General features: G+C 71.1%; 17 protein-coding genes. 12 read left to right on the plus strand and 5 right to left on the minus strand.

Translation table 11 applies throughout. The features are described 5' to 3' along the window. Nucleotides 1–180 precede the first annotated feature (180 nt). The 4 genes from ABD747_RS04325 to ABD747_RS04340 all read left to right on the plus strand — a co-directional run bounded on the left by ABD747_RS04325 (nt 181) and on the right by ABD747_RS04340 (nt 4424). Nucleotides 181–1227 carry an aspartate-semialdehyde dehydrogenase gene (locus tag ABD747_RS04325; RefSeq protein ID WP_344801864.1) on the plus strand — a complete coding sequence of 349 codons (1047 nt, stop codon included), beginning with the start codon at nt 181–183 and terminating at the stop codon, nt 1225–1227. A 37-nt stretch (nt 1228–1264) separates the two neighbouring features. Beyond that, nucleotides 1265–2122 carry a pyrroline-5-carboxylate reductase gene (gene proC / locus ABD747_RS04330; RefSeq protein ID WP_344801865.1) on the plus strand — a complete coding sequence of 286 codons (858 nt, stop codon included), beginning with the start codon at nt 1265–1267 and terminating at the stop codon, nt 2120–2122. A gap of 37 nt (nt 2123–2159) precedes the next feature. After that, nucleotides 2160–3299 carry an acetoin utilization protein AcuC gene (locus tag ABD747_RS04335; protein ID WP_344801866.1) on the plus strand — a complete coding sequence of 380 codons (1140 nt, stop codon included), beginning with the start codon at nt 2160–2162 and terminating at the stop codon, nt 3297–3299. 468 nt (nt 3300–3767) lie between these two features. Then, nucleotides 3768–4424, plus strand: a complete 657-nt coding sequence (locus ABD747_RS04340) for a Pr6Pr family membrane protein (protein ID WP_344801867.1) — start codon at nt 3768–3770, stop codon at nt 4422–4424. Between the two features lie 4 nt (nt 4425–4428). Here the strand turns inward: ABD747_RS04340 and ABD747_RS04345 are convergent, their stop codons facing one another. Further along, a complete protein-coding gene (locus tag ABD747_RS04345) occupies nt 4429–5961 on the minus strand; it encodes a glycosyltransferase family 39 protein (protein WP_344801868.1) in 1533 nt (510 codons plus the stop codon). A 208-nt stretch (nt 5962–6169) separates the two neighbouring features. On the opposite strand from ABD747_RS04345, the gene ABD747_RS04350 reads away from it, so the two are divergent. Together ABD747_RS04350 and ABD747_RS04355 are read left to right on the plus strand one after the other, a co-directional pair. Further along, nucleotides 6170–6394 (plus strand): helix-turn-helix domain-containing protein, encoded by a 225-nt coding sequence (locus tag ABD747_RS04350; RefSeq protein ID WP_344801869.1) that lies wholly within the window; start codon nt 6170–6172, stop codon nt 6392–6394. 95 nt (nt 6395–6489) lie between these two features. Next, on the plus strand, nt 6490–6825 hold the full coding sequence (locus tag ABD747_RS04355; RefSeq protein WP_344801870.1) for a hypothetical protein: 336 nt from the start codon (nt 6490–6492) through the stop codon (nt 6823–6825). A gap of 12 nt (nt 6826–6837) precedes the next feature. Here the strand turns inward: ABD747_RS04355 and ABD747_RS04360 are convergent, their stop codons facing one another. After that, complete coding sequence (locus ABD747_RS04360) at nt 6838–9888, minus strand: glycoside hydrolase family 2 TIM barrel-domain containing protein (protein ID WP_344801871.1); 3051 nt, start codon at nt 9886–9888, stop codon at nt 6838–6840. Nucleotides 9889–10082: 194 nt separating this feature from the next. Here ABD747_RS04360 and ABD747_RS04365 point away from each other — a divergent pair, with 194 nt between their 5' ends. The 3 genes from ABD747_RS04365 (at nt 10083) to ABD747_RS04375 (ending at nt 12980) form a co-directional block, all read left to right on the plus strand. After that, nucleotides 10083–10184 (plus strand): 30S ribosomal protein bS22, encoded by a 102-nt coding sequence (locus ABD747_RS04365; RefSeq protein ID WP_042842924.1) that lies wholly within the window; start codon nt 10083–10085, stop codon nt 10182–10184. A 104-nt stretch (nt 10185–10288) separates the two neighbouring features. Continuing rightward, the gene (locus ABD747_RS04370; RefSeq protein WP_344801872.1) at nt 10289–11344 is read left to right on the plus strand and encodes an NAD-dependent epimerase/dehydratase family protein; all 1056 of its coding nucleotides are present in this window, start codon (nt 10289–10291) and stop codon (nt 11342–11344) included. Nucleotides 11345–11651: 307 nt separating this feature from the next. After that, complete coding sequence (locus ABD747_RS04375; RefSeq protein ID WP_344801873.1) at nt 11652–12980, plus strand: lysophospholipid acyltransferase family protein; 1329 nt, start codon at nt 11652–11654, stop codon at nt 12978–12980. Between the two features lie 45 nt (nt 12981–13025). On the opposite strand, the gene ABD747_RS04380 is transcribed toward ABD747_RS04375, so the two are convergent. Continuing rightward, the gene (locus ABD747_RS04380; RefSeq protein WP_344801874.1) at nt 13026–13418 is read right to left on the minus strand and encodes a hypothetical protein; all 393 of its coding nucleotides are present in this window, start codon (nt 13416–13418) and stop codon (nt 13026–13028) included. 258 nt (nt 13419–13676) lie between these two features. Here ABD747_RS04380 and ABD747_RS04385 point away from each other — a divergent pair, with 258 nt between their 5' ends. After that, nucleotides 13677–13808, plus strand: a complete 132-nt coding sequence (locus ABD747_RS04385; RefSeq protein ID WP_344801875.1) for a hypothetical protein — start codon at nt 13677–13679, stop codon at nt 13806–13808. A gap of 39 nt (nt 13809–13847) precedes the next feature. Beyond that, complete coding sequence (locus ABD747_RS04390; RefSeq protein WP_344801876.1) at nt 13848–14597, plus strand: endonuclease domain-containing protein; 750 nt, start codon at nt 13848–13850, stop codon at nt 14595–14597. Between the two features lie 85 nt (nt 14598–14682). Here ABD747_RS04390 and ABD747_RS04395 read toward each other — a convergent pair whose 3' ends face one another. Further along, nucleotides 14683–15615, minus strand: coding sequence for a M56 family metallopeptidase (locus tag ABD747_RS04395; protein ID WP_344801877.1), 933 nt, complete (start codon nt 15613–15615; stop codon nt 14683–14685). Next, nucleotides 15612–16028, minus strand: coding sequence for a BlaI/MecI/CopY family transcriptional regulator (locus ABD747_RS04400; RefSeq protein WP_344801878.1), 417 nt, complete (start codon nt 16026–16028; stop codon nt 15612–15614). The genes ABD747_RS04395 and ABD747_RS04400 overlap by 4 nt, the downstream gene beginning before the upstream one ends. Before the next feature lie 104 nt (nt 16029–16132). Here ABD747_RS04400 and ABD747_RS04405 point away from each other — a divergent pair, with 104 nt between their 5' ends. After that, nucleotides 16133–17584 (plus strand): cytochrome ubiquinol oxidase subunit I, encoded by a 1452-nt coding sequence (locus ABD747_RS04405; protein ID WP_344801879.1) that lies wholly within the window; start codon nt 16133–16135, stop codon nt 17582–17584. Nucleotides 17585–17591: the final 7 nt, after the last annotated feature.

Consider the following 17591-nt stretch of genomic DNA (forward strand, 5'->3'; position numbering starts at 1 on the left):
ATAGGCGTCGACCCTGATCCTCACCCTCCAGTGCGGTCGTACCCGCCCGAGTCGGCGCTCCGCGAGCCACTGGCGTGCCGAAATCAGGGTGATCGCCGTCGGACTCTCCGCCGGGAGGTCCGATGCCCACCCTTCGGAGAGGATTCTGTTCGACACGCCGGGTGGCTCTAGGCTGGCGCCATGCGAGTTGGTGTATTCGGTGCCACCGGCCAGGTCGGCGGCGTGATGCGACAGCTGGTCGCGGAGCGCATGTCCGACGTGTCCGACGTCCGCTTCTTCGCCTCGGCCCGCTCGGCCGGCAAGACGCTGCCCTTCAAGGACACCCGGATCACCGTCGAGGACACCGACAGCGCCGACTTCACCGGGCTCGACATCGCCCTGTTCTCCAACGGCAAGACCGCGTCGCTGGCGACGGCCCCGCGGGTCGCCGCGGCCGGCGCGATCGTGGTGGACAATTCCAGTGCCTGGCGGATGGATCCCGAGGTGCCGCTGGTCGTCTCCGAGGTCAACCCCGAAGACGCGATCGACCCGCCGAAGGGCATCATCGCCAACCCGAACTGCACCACGATGGCCGCGATGCCGGTGCTCAGCCCGCTGCACAAGGCCGCCACCCTGGTCCGGCTGCAGGTCGCCACCTATCAGGCGGTCTCCGGTTCCGGCGGAGCCGGGGTGGCCGAGCTGGACGGTCAGGTGCGGGCCGTCGCCGACCGGGCCGCCGCGCTCGCCTTCGACGGGCGCGCGGTCACCTTCCCGGCCCCGGAGAAGTACGTCACCACGATCGCCTACAACGTCGTCCCGCTGGCCGGATCGCTGGTCGACGACGGCAGCGAGGAAACCGACGAGGAGCAGAAGCTCCGCAACGAGTCGCGCAAGATCCTGCACATCCCGGACCTGCGGGTCGCCGGGACGTGTGTCCGGGTGCCCGTCTTCACCGGCCACTCGCTGGCGATCCACGCGGAGTTCGCCGACGACATCTCGCCGGACCAGGCCCGCGCGCTGCTGGCCGACGCCGCCGGGGTGGCCCTCACCGACGTACCGAATCCGCTGGCTGCGGCCGGCCGCGACCCGAGCTACGTCGGCCGGATCCGGGCGGACCAGTCGGCGCCGGACGGCAAGGGTCTGGTGCTGTTCGTCTCGAACGACAACCTGCGCAAGGGCGCCGCGCTGAACGCGGTGCAGATCGCCGAGCTCGTCGCCGCGCGTCAGCTCTCCGGGAGCCGGGCCTGACTCAGCCGGCCGCGAGCACGAAGGACACCATCACCCAATGACACAGCACTGGCAGCTGGCCATCCTCGGCGCGGGGGTGATGGGGGAGACGGTGTTGTCCGGTCTGCTCCGGGCCGGCTGGGACGCCGGCAAGATCACCGTCACCGACCGCCGGCCGGAGCGCCAGCTCGAGCTGCAGCAGAAGTACGGCGTGGTCGTGCTGGACAACGCCGAGGCGGCCGCGGCCGCGGACACGGTGATCCTGGTGGTCAAGCCGCAGGACATGAACGACCTGCTGACCGAGATCGCCGGCGCGATCCGCCCGGAAACCCTGGTGGTGTCGCTGGCGGCCGGTGTGGACACCGCGGCGATGGAGTCCCAGCTTCCGAGCGGTACGCCGGTGGTGCGGGTGATGCCGAACACGCCGGCCCAGGTCGACGAGGGGATGGCCGCCATCTCGCCCGGATCGCACGCGCAGGCCGAGCACCTCGACCGGGTCAGCGACATCTTGTCGGCGACCGGCCGGGTGATCACCCTGCCGGAGCGCTACCAGGACGCGGTGACCGCGATCTCCGGCACCGGGCCGGCCTACCTCTTCTTCGTGGTCGAGGCCATGATCGAGGCCGGTGTCCACCTCGGCCTGCCGCGAGACACCTCGACCGAGCTGGTGGTGCAGACCATGCTCGGTTCGGCCAAGCTGCTGCGCGAGACCGGCGAGCACCCGACGGTGCTCCGGGAGCGGGTCACCTCGCCCGGTGGGACGACCGCCGCGGCCGTACGCCAGCTGGAGGAGCACCGGGTCCGGGCCGCGTTCATGGTGGCGATGGAGGCCGCCCGGGACCGCAGCCGGGCGCTGGCCGAGGCCGCTCGACTGGACCGGGAGCGCCGGCAGGCCGCGAGCGAGGCGGACCGGTGAGCGAGCGTCCGGGATCAGTCAGCGAACGGAGAGCACAGTGAGCGGTCGGCTCGTCTTCTCCGAGGAGCTGACGTCGTACGACTTCGGCCGGGATCATCCGATGGGTCCGGGGCGGGTGCGTAACACGATCTCGCTGGCTCGCCGGCTGGGCGTGCTGGACCGGCTGGAGATCATCGAGCCGCCGGCCGTCGATCTCGACCTGCTGCGGACCGTGCACACCCAGGACTACATCGACGCGGTGGAGCGCGGCGTCGACGACGAACGCTACGGGCTCGGCACGTCCGACAACCCGACCTTTCCCGGCATGCACGAGGTGACCGCCCGGGTCGTGATGGGCACGGTCGAGGCGGCCCGGAGCGTCTGGTCGGGCGAGGTGAAACGGGCGAGCAACGTGGCCGGCGGGCTGCACCACGCGATGCCCGACCGGACCAGCGGGTTCTGCGTCTACAACGACATCGCGGTCGCGATCAGGTGGCTGCTGGCGCAGGGCTGCGAGCGGATCGCGTACGTCGACGTCGACGTCCACCACGGCGACGGGGTGCAGTCGATCTTCTGGGACGACCCGCGGGTGCTCACCGTCAGCCTGCACGAGACGCCGGCCTGCCTGTTCCCTGGCACCGGGTTCCCGAGCGAGACCGGCGGCAAGGCGGCCGAGGGGACCGCGGTGAACGTCGCGCTGCCGCCGGGAACCGGAGACGCGGGCTGGCTGAGGGCCTTCCACGCGGTCGTGCCCGAGGTGCTCGCGGCCCACCAGCCCCAGGTCCTGGTCACCCAGCACGGGTGCGACTCGCACCGGCACGACCCGCTCGCCGACCTGGACCTGAGCCTGGACGGCCAGCGGGCCTCGTACCTGGCGCTGGCCGAGCTGGCCGACCAGCACACCGACGGCCGCTGGATCTCCGTCGGCGGCGGCGGGTATGCGCTGCTCGACGTCGTCCCGCGGGCCTGGACGCACCTGCTGGCCATCGTCAGCGGCGAGCCGGTCGACCCCGACACCCCGATCCCGGAAGCCTGGCGGGACGAGATCGGCCCGGGCGCCCCGCTGACGATGAGCGACGGCGGCGACGTCGCCTACGAGCCGTTCGAGCACAACTTCCACCCCAGCAGCCGGGTCGACCAGGCCATCGTCGCCACCCGCAAGGCCGTGTTCCCGGAGCTGGGGATACCGCTCTTTTAGGCGCGCTCGCACCCGGCGCCGGGAGGCCGATCATCCGGCACCACCGCTCGCACGACCCGCTCACCTCGCGTATCCGCTGACTCGCCTCGGCTTTGTCGTGCGCTCGCCGGTGCCGGAAGATCGGCGCGCCTACCCGATGCTCGCGCGCCCGAGGCGCGCTCGCACCCGGCGCAGTGGACCCGGTCATCCGCGGACGTACTCGCACGACCCGCTCGCCTCGGGCCCGCCCGCCCACCCCCGGCAGACTTCGCATAGGTTGGCCGTCCTTGCGCAAGCTATAGGCCATGCGGGGTCGCACAAGGTATGCGAACCTCGAGCCGGGAGCCGGGAGCCGGGAGCCGGGAGCCGGGAGCCGGGAGCCGGGAGCCGGGAGCCGGGAGCCGGGAGCCGGGAGCCGGGAGCCGGGAGCCGGGAGCCGGGAGCCGGGAGCCGGGAGCTGACGGAGTCCCGGAGGGTTAGGGTCCAGGCGTGGGGTCGGGGCGGCGGGTGGCGCGGGTCGTGTTCGGGGCGACGTTCGTGATCGCCGCATCGGCGGTGAGCTGGCAGTTCGTCCAGGATCTGCTGGGCCTGTGGGACGACCCGGGGGAGCCCAAGCCGCCGGTCGGGGTCAGGGCGTGGCGGTTCTTCAGTTACTTCACCACCCAGTCGGTGCTGCTGGTCGCGATCACCGCGCTCACGCTGCTCCGGCGTCCGGATCGGGACGGCCGCTGGTGGCGGGTCGTCCGGCTCGACACGCTGGTCGGGATCACGATCACCGGCCTGGTGCACTGGTTCCTGCTGCATCCGCTCGACCACTTCAAGGGCTGGCTGTGGGTGTCGGACACGCTCACCCACGTGGTCGTGCCGATCGTCGCGGTGGCGGCCTGGCTGGTCTTCGGTCCGCGCCAGCGGGTCTCGCCGCGGGTCGTGCTGGCCGGGTTGATCTGGCCCCTGGCCTGGCTCGGCTACACCCTGCTGGTCGGCGCGATCACCGGCTGGTACCCGTACTTCTTCCTCGACGTCAGCCAGACCGGTGCCGGGGGCGTGGCGATCTACAGCGTGGCGATCCTGCTGCTCTGGGCGCTCGTCTCCGCGATCTTCTGGCTCGGCGACCGGCTGCTGCCGCGGCAGGCGCCGGCGCCCTAGGACCTCAGGCGAAGCTCTTCAGCCGCGGCCAGAGCTCCGACCACGGCTGGCGCAGGCCGGTGCACCAATAGATCTTCGTGCCGGCCAGGTCATTGTCGACCCCGTCGGCCGTGACGGTCGCGCGCAGCTCGCAGTGGCCGTACGCCGTGGCGAGCTGCGCCGGGGTGAAGTCGCCGATCACGATGGCGTCCGTGGCCGACGCCGGCGGCGGTCCCCAGAACCAGTAGCCGTTGTGGCCGGAATAGACCTTCGGCAGCGGCGCGCCGGTGCTCGGGCCCAACACGTCCAGCGCGCCGGCGAGTGCGTACGACTGCGCGACGATCACCGTCTGCGATCGGGCGGACGGTGGGATCGAGCCGGCGACCCGGCCGACCTCGCCGACGTACGCGGGCCAGCCGATCTCGCTCGCCAGGTCGGGATTGACCGTCCGGGCCACCGCGAACAGGGTCGAGCCGGGACGGGCCAGCGGCAGCGCCAGAACCGCGGTGACGACCACCGAGACGACCAGGACCGCGACCACGACCGCCTGCCGGAGCAGCCGGCCGCGCAGCACCCAGGCCAGCGCCGGGCCGGCGCCGGCGGCGAGCACGGCCGGGTCGAAGCCACCGGAGTAGTACGCCTTGCCGCCGGTCAGCAGCAGCAGAACCACGAAGATTCCGAAGCCGGCCGCCAGCCAGCCGTCCCGGTGCCGCCGGTCCCGGCCGAGCAGGACGACCAGCCCGACCACGAAGACCACCGAGATCACCGGCCCGATGTCGAGCAGGATGGACGGGATCAGCATCGCCCGGGAGGTGGACGAGGTCGAGCCGCCGCCGGCGATGTTGGCCGCGACACCGAGCATCGGGAATCCGTGGGTGGCCTGCCAGATCAGGTTCGGTGCGCCGATCAGCAGCGCGATTCCGGCCGCCGCCCAGACCCGCGGACCGGCCAGCACCTGCCGCGGGCCCAACAGCAGGATGCCGATCAGGCAGCAGACCAGCACGAGGGCGATCATCACCTTGATCTCCAGCGCGATCCCGGCGGCGACGCCGACCGCCAGCCACGGTGCCCAACGCGCGTCCTCGATCCGGATCGCGCGGATCAGCAGCCAGAGCGTGGTGGCGGTGGCGAGCAGGTCGAACGTGGTCGTCTCGAACAGGTGACCGCTGGCCAGCGGCGCCGAGGTCAGCGCCACCGCAACGCAGGCGGCGACCTGGGCCCGGCGCCCGGCGCCGTACGTCCGCGCGGTCAGGCCGCCGACGAGGACGTAGCAGCCGATGGCCAGCGCGGGCAGGATCCGGAAGGCCCAGAGGTGACCGCCGACGAGGGCATACCAGCCGGCGGCGAGATAGGGCACCAGCATCGGATTGTCCGGGGCCGCGGCCTGCAGATGGCGGCCGGTCTCGACGAAATAGAACTCGTCGCCGTGGAAGCCGTACCGTCCGGCGACCGCGAGCAGCGCCAGCACCGTCACGGCCGCGACCAGCCAGGCGCCGAGCGGGAGCCGGGTGTCCGAGTGGGGCGTGCGGAGCGGCAAGGAGGCCGTGCCGACGGTCATGATGGTGAGCGTAGTTCAGCCCCGAAACCGCTCTCGTCGCATCCGGTGGCAAGCAAAACGACCGGATGTCAATCATCGATCTCGGCGTGTCGGAGATTGTGATGGGTAACTACTACCTCGTACGTCCCATTTGCCACTACTCTCACCTGCGTAGCGACGCGACGCTGGAGGGAAGCCAGTGGGGACGTCGTCCAGAAGGGTGGTCGGCATGGCTAAGCAGGCCAAGCAGGGGGAAGTCACCCCGATCGGCGGGTCCGGCGTGAAGTTCTGGACCGTTGCGGAGGTCGCCGAGACCCTCCGCGTGTCCCGGATGTCGGTCTATCGGCTGATCCACGGCGGCGAGCTCGAGGCGGTCCAGTTCGGTCGCAGCTTCCGCGTCTCGCAGGAGGCGCTGGACGCCTACCTGAAGAAGGCGTTCTACCAGACCGGGTAGCAGTCAGCCGCGTCTTTGCGATCGGCCGGCGGTGCCGTCGGCTCGGGACGTACGGCCGTGTACGGCCGCTGCCGGCCAGCGACATAATGCCGTGCATGAGCCACCACCCGCTGGACCCGACGAGCCACACCATCGAGATGCAGCAGATCGATGAGCTCAACGCCGCGCTGGCCGCCAAGCACGCGCCGACCGTGACCACTGCCGACCTGGGCCTGACCGGCGCGCCCCTACCCGGCAGCGGCGGCCAGAGCCTGTCCGGTCACGAGGTGGTCGTCAAGGTCAGCTGGCGCGGCACGCCCGACTTCCCCGACATCTACGGCGAGTTCGGCGCCGCGGGGTCGACCCAGGCGTCGACCCACCTGCTGTTGCACACCGCTCAGCTGCGCGAGCTGAGCCACCTGCTGCACCAGACGCACCACTGGGGCCTCTGACGCCAGGCCGGGTCAGGGGCGCCCGAAGACCAGGGTGAAATCCCGCAACCCCGGCCACAGCGCGTGCTGCGGCAGCACGTCGATCCCGCAGGCCCGCGATCCGAGCCCGTGCACCGCATCGTCCAGGTACAGGTGCAGCGGCCCGTCCTCGGCGAGCTGGTACGGGTGCGCGGCGGCGTCCAGCTGGTGCGGCGTGTGCCGGGTCAGCGTGAACCCGGGCCGGTGCCCGTCGGGACCCGGCCGGGTGCGGACCATCAGGGCATCGCCCGAGGGTCCGCTCAGCACCAGCCGGCGCAGGTCGCTGCGGTGCCCGGTCTCCTGCGGACGGGAGTAGCGCACGTTCAGCTCGTCCACGCCGGCCGTGAACGCGCCGACCCGGGCTGCTCGACGGCTGTCCGGATAGGACTCTGCCGGCCCGGTGCCGAACCAGGCCGCCCGGGTCAGCTCCGCCGGCAGCTCGAGGTGGACGCCCACCCGGGGCCAGGTGCTGTCCCAGCCCGGCGACGGCGCGACCTCCACCCGCAGCGCGACCGCGTCCGCGTCGAGCGTCCGCCAGCGATACGTCACGTCGACGAACCTGCCGCCGTTCGCGACCCCGACCCGGGTCCGGGTCGTGCAGGCGTCCGGTTCCGGGCTCACCGACAGCACGCGGGTGACCAGCCGGTCCAGTCCACGCTCGCGCCACCGTACGTCCGAGGCCGGGCCGGGTGCGCCCTCGCCGGCCGTGGTCTCCGGGCTGCCCAGCTCGTAGCTGCCGCGCATGGCGCCGCGGTCGTTGTCGGTCGGGCCCCGCCACAGCTCCAGCCAGGGACCCGCGACGGGCAGCCCGGCGAGCTGGACCAGCGAGCCGTCCGCCGTGCGCAGCAGCGCCGGGCCGAGGGTGAGGGTGTCGTCGAGGCTCAGGGCACGGTCGGCGGGTGATTCGGTGCCCTTCCACGGGGTCGGGGCAGGTTCGGGGCTCAGCTGGCGCTGGGTCCAGGAGACGACGTGACCGGCCGGCGCCCACGGGGCGTCGGCGGCCAGCTCGGCCCGGAGGGTCAGCCAGCTCTCGCGGCCGTCGGCGACGGCCGCCAGGTCGGCCGGCAGCTGCAGCTCGACCCGGTCGCCGGCCGCGATCGCGAGGACGTCCAGCGTCACCTCGTGCACCGGCTCGCCGTCGGCCTCCACCGCCGCGACGAAGCGCAGGTCGGCGGTGTCCGAGCTGTGCCGGCGGTTGCGGATCGACACGCGGCCGGGCGCCTCCAGCCCGATCACCACCGGCGCGTTGGTGATCGCGAACTCGGCCAGCCCGGGTGTCGGGGTGTCGTCCGGGAGCACCATCCCGTCCATCACGAAGTTGCCGTCGTGCACGACCTCGCCGAAGTCGCCGCCGTAGCCGTAGTAGGGCGTGCCGTCGCCTCCGTCGGAATTGCGCGCATGGGTGAGCAGGCCGTGGTCGCGCCACTCCCAGACGAAGCCGCCCTGGAAACGCGGATAACGCTCGACCAACTCGTCGTAGTCGGACAGCGCACCCGGCCCGTTGCCCATCGCATGGGCGTACTCGCACATGATGAAGGGCTTGCGCCGGATCCGCGGACCGTGGCCCGGACCGGTGTTCGGGATGGTGCCGGACTCGCCGGCGATGGCAGCGCAGTCGAGCAGGTTGGGGTACATCCGCGAATAGAGGTCGGAGTACGCCCCGATGTAGTCGCCTTCGTAGTGCACCGGCCGGCCGGGATCGCGGCCGTGCACCCAGGCGGCGTTGGCCTCCAGATTCCGCCCGGTGCCGGCCTCGTTGCCGAGCGACCACACGATCACGCTCGGGTGGTTCTTGTCCCGCTCGACGGTGCGGGTGATCCGGTCCAGATACACCTCGGCATAGCGCGGGTCGTCGCTCGGATTCCCGACCCAACCCTGGAACTCGAAACCGTGGGTCTCGATGTCGCACTCGTCGATCACCCAGAAGCCGAGCTCGTCGAGGAGGTTCAGGACTTCCGGGTGCGGGGGATAGTGGCTGGTCCGGACGGCGTTCACGTTGTGCCGCTTCATCAACAGCAGGTCGCTGCGGGCATGCTCGGCGTCGAACACCCGGCCGAGCACCGGGTCGGTCTCGTGCCGGTTCATCCCGCGGAACGTGATCGGGGCCCCGTTGACCAGCAGTTGCGCACCCACGATCGCCACGGTCCGGAACCCGACGCGCAGCGTGACTCGCTCGCCGGCACTCGCGACGATCGCCTCGTACAGCCGCGGGGACTCGGCGGTCCACGGCTCGACCGCACCCACGCTCAGCGTCTCGACCGGTGCCGGCCCGTCCAGTGTCGTCTCGAAGCCCAGCTCCGGGATCGCGATCGTGACCGGCCAGGCCGCCGCGCCGGCGGTGATCTCGGCCCGGATCGTGCCGGTTCCGTCGGTGAAGCCGCAGTCCAGCCAGACGTCGTCGATCGCACCGGCCGGCCGGGCCAACAGGGTCACGTCGCGGAAGATGCCTGGCAGCCACCACTGGTCCTGGTCCTCGACGTAGCTCATCGACGACCATTGGTGCACCCGCACCGCCAGCACGTTCGTCCCGGGCCGCAGCGCGGCGGTGACGTCGAACTCCTGGACCAGCCGGCTGGCCTTGCCGATCCCGATCTCGGTCCCGTTCAGCCAGACCCGATACACCGACTCGACCCCGTCGAAGCGGAGCAGGACCCGCTCGGCGTCCCGGCCCGGGTGATCGAACCGCAGCCGGTGGTCGGCCGTCGGGTTCTCGTCGGGGACGTACGGCACGTCGACCGGGAAGGGGAACTGGACGTTGGTGTAGATCGGCTTTCCGTACGCGCCCTCGCCCCCTTCCCCCATGTCGCCGTCGTGGAAGGCCGGCAGCACCCAGTGCGAGGGAACCGCCATCCGCACCCAGCCGGCCTCGGCGGAGTCGTCGTAGCCGGGATCGGCGAAGTCGTCGGTCAGCCGGTGGTGCGTCGGGTGCAGGAAGAACCGCCAGTCCCCGTTCAGGCTCGAGCTGGGGGCGTCGGAGGTGACCCACGACCGGGCCGGGGTGCGGCTGCCGCCGCCGGTGGAGAAATCCTCGACATAGCTGGACACGGCACGACGCTATCGGGTGCGTACGGCCTGCCGGACCACCGTTTCATCGATGGAATCCTGCGTGCCGATTCTGCGTGGTTACCCACCGGTTCCGCTGGGCGGGTAGGATCACGTGTTCGTCCGGGGATTCCCCGGATACTACGAAGAAGTTCTCGAGACCTCACCTGTCTCGGGAGGTCGAGAGGGCAAGGTCTGTGGGTTCGGTCATCAAGAAGCGTCGCAAGCGGATGGCGAAGAAGAAGCACCGCAAGCTGTTGAAGCGCACACGCATTCAGCGCCGCCGCGCCGGCAAGTAGCCGCGCCGCACGCCTCGGCCAACCGAAGTCCGCGTCTCGTCGGTCAGCCCTCGTCGGTCAGCCAGCCTCGTCGGTCAGCCTCGTCGGTATTGGGGGGAGAGTCCATGCCACGCGTCGTCCTCGTCACGGGGGTGTCGCGCGACCTGGGCGCCCGGTTCGCCCGTACGCTCGCGGCCGAGGGCGGCTACGAGGTCATCGGCGTCGATGTGTTGCCGCCGCGGCACGATCTCGGCGCGGTCTCCTTCGTCCGGGCCGACATCCGGAATCCGATCATCGCCAAGGTGATCGCCTCGCGCCAGGTCGACACCGTCGTCCATATGGCGATGGTGGTCACCGCCGGCAGTGCCGGCGGCCGCTCGGCGATGAAGGAGATCAACGTCATCGGCACCATGCAGCTGCTGGCTGCCTGCCAGAAGTCGGAGACCTTCGAGAAGCTCGTGGTGCAGAGCTCGGTCTCGGTGTACGGAGCCTCGCCGCGCGATCCGGCCAAGTTCTCCGAGGAGATGTCGCCCCGGAACTCCCCGCGGACGGGTTTCGGCAAGGACTCGATCGAGATCGAGGCGTACGTCCGTGGCCTGGCCCGGCGCCGCCCCGACGTCGCGGTCAGCACGCTCCGGCTGGCCAACCTGATGGGCGCCGGGGTGGACAGCCACGTCACCCGCTATCTGTCGCTGCCGGTGGTGCCGCGGGTGATGGGCTTCGACGCCCGGCTGCAGTTCCTGCACCCGACCGACGCGGTCCGCGCCCTGCTGTGGGCGACCCGGGACGAGATCCCGGGGACGTACAACGTGGCCGCCGCCGACATCGTCACGCTGACCCAGGCCATCCGGATGATGGGACGGCCGTCGTTGCCGGTCCCGCAGGTCGCGGCGCCGAGCGTCGCCGGGCTGATCCGCCAGGCCCGGCTCGGTGACTTCTCCTCCGACATGGTGGACGCGCTGACCTACGGCCGGGCGATGGCCACCGACCGGTTCGCCCGGGCGACCGCCGAGATCGACGGCGTGGGCTTCACCCCCTCCTACTCCAGCCGCGAGTGCGTCCAGGAGTTCGTCGGGGTCTCGCGCCCCGGCCTGCTCGACCCGGTGCAGGTGTCGGCGGCGCTGGAGAAGATCGAGGGCGCGCTGAGCGTACGTCCGCGAGCGGAGGCCGAGCATGGCTGACGCGGAGATCATCCAGCTCGGCAGCCGCGGTGAGGCCGGGCGGGGCAGCCGCAGCGCCCCGTCCNNNNCCCGCGGCCTGGCCCAACCGGCTCGGGCCGAGCCTCCCACGCGCGCCGAGCCGCCCACGCGCGCCGAGCCGCCTACGCGCGCCGAGCCGCCTACGCGCGCCGAGCGGGCCGAAGCGCAGCCCACTCGCCGTTCGCCCAGATCGGGGCGCGCCTCCCGGACCTCGCGCGCCGAGCCGACGCCCACCGATCCGGCGCCCACCGAGCCAGCGCCCACCGAGCCAACGCCCACTGGCCCACCCGTGAGCGCCGAGCCGCCAACGCGGTCCGAGGCGGTCGAAGCCGGGGCCCGCCGTCCGAACCGCTCAGGGCGTACGTCCCGGGCCGCCGGCGCTGAGCCGGTCGAAGCGCAGCGGGAGCCCAGCCGGAAGCGCACTCCCCGCAAGACCGCTCCGCGGACCACGGCCGAGCCGTCGCCGGCGACGGCCGAGCCGGCACGAGACGCCGGCGGGGGCGATCTCGGTGCGGCTGATCGCGCCGCCGATGATCGCGCTGCGGATGACCTCGGCGCCGACGTCCGCGTGGCCGAGACCGCACCCGGGTCGTCCGGCGGCTCGGGATCGGGCTGGCACACCGGGCAGGTGCCGCCCACGCTCGATCTCGGCGCGGTGCTGACCGAGATCGGCGAGGTGCTCCGCAAGCTGGTCGGCAGTCTCGGGGACGTCCCGATCGACCGGGTGCGTCAGTTCGCGGCCGACCCGGTGAAGGGCCTGTTCACGCTGGCCCAGACCCTCGGGGTGGACTGGCAGACCTCGCTCGACGACGCGGTCGGCTTCGCCCGCTCGCGGATGACCGGGACGTACGCGGTGGACGAGTTCGGCTTCGACCCGGAGTTCACCGAGCAGATCTTCCTTCCGATCATGCGGCCGCTGGTGCACAAGTGGTTCCGGGTCGAGGTCCGCGGGATCGAGAACCTGCCCTTGACCGGCTCGGCCCTGCTGGTCTCCAACCATGCGGGCACGCTGCCCTTGGACGGCCTGGTGCTGCATACCGTGGTCTACGACGAGATCGTCCGGCACGTCCGGATGCTCGGTGCCGACCTGGTCTTCAAGACGCCGTACTCGCACGACTTCGCCCGGCGGATCGGCACCACGCTGGCCTGCGCGGAGGACGCCGAGCGGCTGCTGCGCTCCGATCAGCTGGTGGCCGTCTATCCCGAGGGCTTCAAGGGCCTCGGGAAGCCGTTCTCCGACCGCTACAAGCTGCAGCGCTTCGGTCGCGGCGGCTTCGTCTCGGCCGCGGTCCGGGCCCAGGTCCCGATCGTGCCGGTCTCGGTGGTCGGCTCGGAGGAGATCTATCCACTGCTGTCCGGGGCGCCGACGATCGCTCGCGCGATGGGTGTGCCCTACTTCCCGGTGACGCCGTTGTTCCCGTGGTTCGGCGTGCTCGGCATGATCCCGCTGCCGAGCAAGTGGATCATCTCCTTCGGTGAGGCGATCGCCACCGACGAGTTGTCCCTCGGCGCAGCCGACGACCCGATGATCGTCTTCAACGTCACCGATCAGGTGCGCGAAACCATCCAGCACTCGCTGTACGAGCTCTTGATGCAGCGCCGCAGCGCCTTCTTCTGACGGGTCTGGAACCCGCGAGGCCGGGGCACCCGCGCCGGCCCCGTGTCACGACTCCGGCGGATCGCTGACCCACACGGCCGACGCATTCGCGGTGCTCGTCCCGGCGGGTAGCCGGTCGACGAACCACCGGGGTCCGCCGAACCGCCGCGAACGCAGTCCGAGAGCGCTGACCGGGCCGTCAGACGTATCGGCGGTCATGCTTTCGTCGATATGGACGTAGACCAGCCCGACCGCAGCGTCCGCGTCGACCTCGCCGGACGTGGTCGCGAGGCGAGTGACGTACTGCTCGAAGGTGGCCTCGCTCGACAGCTGAAGGCGCGCCGGCGGATCGAGTACCCGGTCACCGTGCCGCGTGATCAGGAACGTCCCGTCGGCGTCCACCGGCACCACCTCGTACGAGGGGGTCAACAACTCCAGCAGGCTCTCTCGCAGACCCACTGACTCACCACCTATACGACGCTGCAACGACTCCCCGCAGCGTACGCGCGCGAGGGGTCCGGCTCTTGCGCAGCGTGTCGCACATCGACCTCGCGCGAGCCGATCGGGCCGGAGTAAGCGTTTTCTGCGCGTTCCGAGGTCGATCGGCGACACGTGCCTTTGACACGGGTTGTCCACAGGTTCGGGCTCCCTCGGAGCGCGATCCACAGAATCCGCGGCGGGCGAACGATTCGGCAGCCTCCTGCCCAATGTATGGATATGGACGAGATCGATCGACTACTGAGCACCGGCCGCGGGGTGATCTCGGTTCGGGAGCACCCGGAGCTCGCCCGGCTGCTGCAGCGAAGGTGCGTCGCCGGCGAGCTGACCCGATTCGCGCCCGGGGTCTAGGGTGCCGCCGCGCTGGCGAGCGACCCGGACACCCGGATCGTGGCCGCCGCCAGGTGGGCGCGCAATGGAGTGCTCACCGGACGCGCCGCCGCCCGGCTCTCGTTCTGGCCGGACATCCCCGTCTCGCAGATCACGCTGTCGGTCCCGGCCAAACGACAGGCGGCACCGGGGATCGCGCTGGCACGCGAGCGGATTCCGGCCGAACTGATCTTCTGGCGTGGGCCGCTCTGCCTCACCGCCCCGGCGTTGACAGCGCTCGACCTGGTGCCCGACGTCGGCGGCGAAGGCATCGACCGAGCCCTGCTGAGCGGCCGGGTGACGCTTGCCGACATGCACCGTGCCTTGGAGCTCACACCCCGCCGGCGAGGCAACGGCGTGCGGCGCATGCTGCTGCACGACTCGTGGAGCGAACCGTGGTCGGAGGCCGAGCGCCGGCTGCATGCGCTGCTCCGCGTGGCCGGGATCGGAGGGTGGCGGGCCAACGTCGAGGTGTGGGTCGGGGGCCTACGGTTCTCGATCGACGTGGAGTTCGACGGACTGATGCTGGGCATCGAGGTCGATGGCTACAGCGTGCACGGACCGGGGCAGTGGGCGCAGTACCAACGGGATCGCCGCAAGTGGTCGCTGCTCACCTCCGCGGGCTGGCGGCTGCTGCACTTCACCTGGCACCAGCTGTCCGACGAACCGGACTGGGTTGTCGCGACGATCGTGTCGTCGATCGACCTCGCGCGAGCCGCACGGGCATCGGGCAGCGCTGTCCGGCGTAGGCGAGGTCGATCTGCGACCTGACCCCGGGCATGAGGGTCACGGGCAAGTGGGTCACGGGGCAAGTGGGTCACGGGCAGGTGGGTCACGGGACAAGAGGTGGGCGCGGTCAGAGCGAGAGCAGGACGAGCGGGCCGGCGACCAGGGCCGCGGCCAGGGCGTACACGGCGACGGCCAGCGGCCGGGAGTAGCCGGCTCCGGGCAGCGCGAGCCGCTCGACTCGCAACCGGACGCCGGTCTGCCCCGCACCCAGCGCGTCGGCCGGTACGGGGGAGTCGGCCAGGGCGACCAAGGCCCGGGCGAGCGGGCGGCGGCCGACTCGCGTTCGGGCCGCGTCGTCGGCCAGCATCTCGACCAGCAGCCGGCACTCGCGCTCGGGCAGCTCGCTGCGGACGGCCACCGGGAAGGCCCGGTGCAGCGCGGTGAACGTGTCCAGCACGACGTCGTGCCGCGCTCGGACGTGGGCGGTCTCGTGCGCGATCACCGCGGCGACCTCGTCGGTGTCCAGCAGGGTCAGCGTGCCCGAGCTGAGCACCACCCGTGACCGTCCCAGTCCGGGCAGGCAGTAGGCCATCGGCAGCCGCTCGGCCAGCACCCGCAGCGACCTACTGGTCGGATGCGCCTGCACCTCGTCCAACAGGTCGACCGCGCTGCGGTGCCGGCTCCGCCGCGCGGAGGTCGTTCGTGCGACGCTCACCAGCGACCAGACCAGCCGGACCGCGACGCTGACGATCAGCACCGCCAGCAGCCCGGCGAGGACGATCGCCCAGGCCGGGGCCTCGCCGCCGATCCGGCCCCACGACGTCGGCGCCCGCACCGAGGGTCCCGCCGCCCAGACGGCCACGGGGATCGCCGCGCCGACCACCGAGATCAAAGCGGCGAGGGTGCCGGCCTGCCAGAGCACGACCGCCGCTCTCGGCACCCGGTAGAGGAACCGCCAGCGGGCGACCCAGCTCGGCCCCGGGCCGACCAGCATCAGCGCCGAGATCCCCAGCGCCGACGCCAGGACCAGCGGATACGCCGGCAGGCCGATGACGCTCACCGCGCGCCGGCGGTCCTGGACCGTTTCCGTCCGGGTTCGGGTTGGCTCTCCGCCTCCTCCAGCCGTGCCAGGGCCGCCCGCATCGCGGCGGCGTCCTCCCGGCTGACCCGGCCGACGAACGCGACCAGCGCGGCCGTCCGCTCCGCCCGATCGTCGGCGAGCGCGGTATGCATCACCTCGGCGACCAGTGCCTCGCGAGACTGCGCCGCCGCGTAGCGATAGGCGCGGCCGTCGCGCTCGCGAACCGCCAGGCCCTTCTTGGCGAGCCGGTCCAGCACGGTCATCACGGTGGTGTAGGCAAGATCACGGTCACGGCCGATGGCGGCGTGCACCTCCCGGACCGACTGCGCGCCGTCCGTGCGCCAGAGCTGGTCCATCACGCTGCGCTCGAGCTCGCCGAGGGTGGTGTTCACAGGATCGAGAATACGCCCGAACTACTACGGAGCACGTACTACATTGTTGAGTACGACGCTGTGTAGTAGTGTCGCCGGCATCGTCGCGCAAGGAGAGCCCGCCCATGGACCTGGTCACGCTGTCGCGTTGGCAGTTCGCCATTACGACCGTCTATCACTTCTTCTTCGTCCCGATGACGATCGGCTTGTCCGGCCTGGTCGCGGTGCTGCAGACGGCCTGGGTCCGCACGGGCAAGGACGAGTACCTGAAGCTGACCAAGTTCTTCGGCAAGCTGTTCTTGATCAACTTCGCGCTCGGGGTGGTCACCGGCATCGTCCAGGAGTTCCAGTTCGGGATGAACTGGTCGGCCTACTCGCGGTTCGTCGGTGACATCTTCGGCGCGCCGCTGGCCCTGGAGGGCCTGCTCGCCTTCTTCATGGAGTCCACCTTCCTCGGCATCTGGATCTTCGGCTGGGGCCGGCTGAACAAGCATCTCCACCTGCTGATGATCTGGCTGGCGGCGGTCGGCACCGTGCTCAGCGCGTACTTCATCCTGGCTGCCAACTCGTTCATGCAGAACCCGGTCGGCTTCACCTTCAACGAAGCCCGCGGCCGCGCCGAGCTGACCGACTTCGCCGCCGTGCTGACCAATCCCGTGGTGCTGATCACCTTCCCGCACCAGATCTTCGGTTGCTACATGGTCGGCGGAGCGTTCATCGCCGCCGTCGCCGGCTGGCACCTGTGGCGGACCACCAGGGCGGCGAGCCTGGCGGACGGCGCGGGTGCGGAGATCGCCGACAAGGCGGCGAGCGACGTGGTCGCCTTCCGCAAGGCGATCAAGCTGGGCGCGATCACGCTGCTGATCGCGGGTCTCGGCATCATTGTCACCGGCGACATCCAGGGCAAGGTGATGACCCAGGTGCAACCGATGAAGATGGCCTCGGCCGAGGCGCTCTATGACACCGAGCAACCAGCGTCGTTCTCGGTGATCACCATCGGTACCCCGGACGGCCAGCACGAGCTGTGGGCGATCAAGATCCCCAACCTGCTGTCCTTCCTGGCCGAGGGGAACTTCCACGCCGAGGTGAAGGGCATCCGCGAGCTCCAGTCCGCCTACGAGCAGACCTACGGTCCGGGGACGTACAGCCCGAACATCCCGCTCACCTACTGGTCGTTCCGGTGGATGATCGGCTTGGGCCTCGCCGGGATGGCGGCGGGTGCCTGGCTGCTGTTCGCGATCCGCAAGGGCCGTTCGCCCAGTCGCGGCTACTGGCCGGCGCTGCTGATCGCGTTGCCGCTGCTACCGCTGTTCGCCAACAGCTTCGGCTGGATCTTCACCGAGACCGGGCGGCAACCGTGGCTGGTGTTCGGCCTGCTCACCACCGCCGCCGGGGTCTCGCCGAACAACACCGTCGGCGAGGTGCTCACCTCCATGATCGTCTTCACCGCGCTCTACGGCACGCTGGCGGTGATCGAGGTCCGGTTGATGCTGAAGTACATCCGCGAGGGCCTGCCGGACGTCTCCGAGCCCGAGCTGCCCGCCGACACCGATGCTCCGATGAGCTTCGCCTACTGAGGAAGGA

The sequence above is a fragment of the Microlunatus ginsengisoli genome, assembly GCF_039537205.1.
Taxonomy (GTDB): domain Bacteria; phylum Actinomycetota; class Actinomycetes; order Propionibacteriales; family Propionibacteriaceae; genus Microlunatus; species Microlunatus ginsengisoli.

What these genes read in the sequence shown, in the direction of transcription:
- ABD747_RS04350 (WP_344801869.1), top strand. Translation starts at nt 6,170, where the DNA reads ATGGCTAAGCAGGCCAAGCAGGGGGAAGTCACCCCGATCGGCGGGTCC.
- ABD747_RS04345 (WP_344801868.1), bottom strand. Translation starts at nt 5,961, where the DNA reads ATGACCGTCGGCACGGCCTCCTTGCCGCTCCGCACGCCCCACTCGGAC.
- ABD747_RS04385 (WP_344801875.1), top strand. Translation starts at nt 13,677, where the DNA reads ATGGACGAGATCGATCGACTACTGAGCACCGGCCGCGGGGTGATCTCG.
- ABD747_RS04325 (WP_344801864.1), top strand. Translation starts at nt 181, where the DNA reads ATGCGAGTTGGTGTATTCGGTGCCACCGGCCAGGTCGGCGGCGTGATG.
- ABD747_RS04370 (WP_344801872.1), top strand. Translation starts at nt 10,289, where the DNA reads ATGCCACGCGTCGTCCTCGTCACGGGGGTGTCGCGCGACCTGGGCGCC.
- proC (WP_344801865.1), top strand. Translation starts at nt 1,265, where the DNA reads ATGACACAGCACTGGCAGCTGGCCATCCTCGGCGCGGGGGTGATGGGG.
- ABD747_RS04355 (WP_344801870.1), top strand. Translation starts at nt 6,490, where the DNA reads ATGAGCCACCACCCGCTGGACCCGACGAGCCACACCATCGAGATGCAG.
- ABD747_RS04405 (WP_344801879.1), top strand. Translation starts at nt 16,133, where the DNA reads ATGGACCTGGTCACGCTGTCGCGTTGGCAGTTCGCCATTACGACCGTC.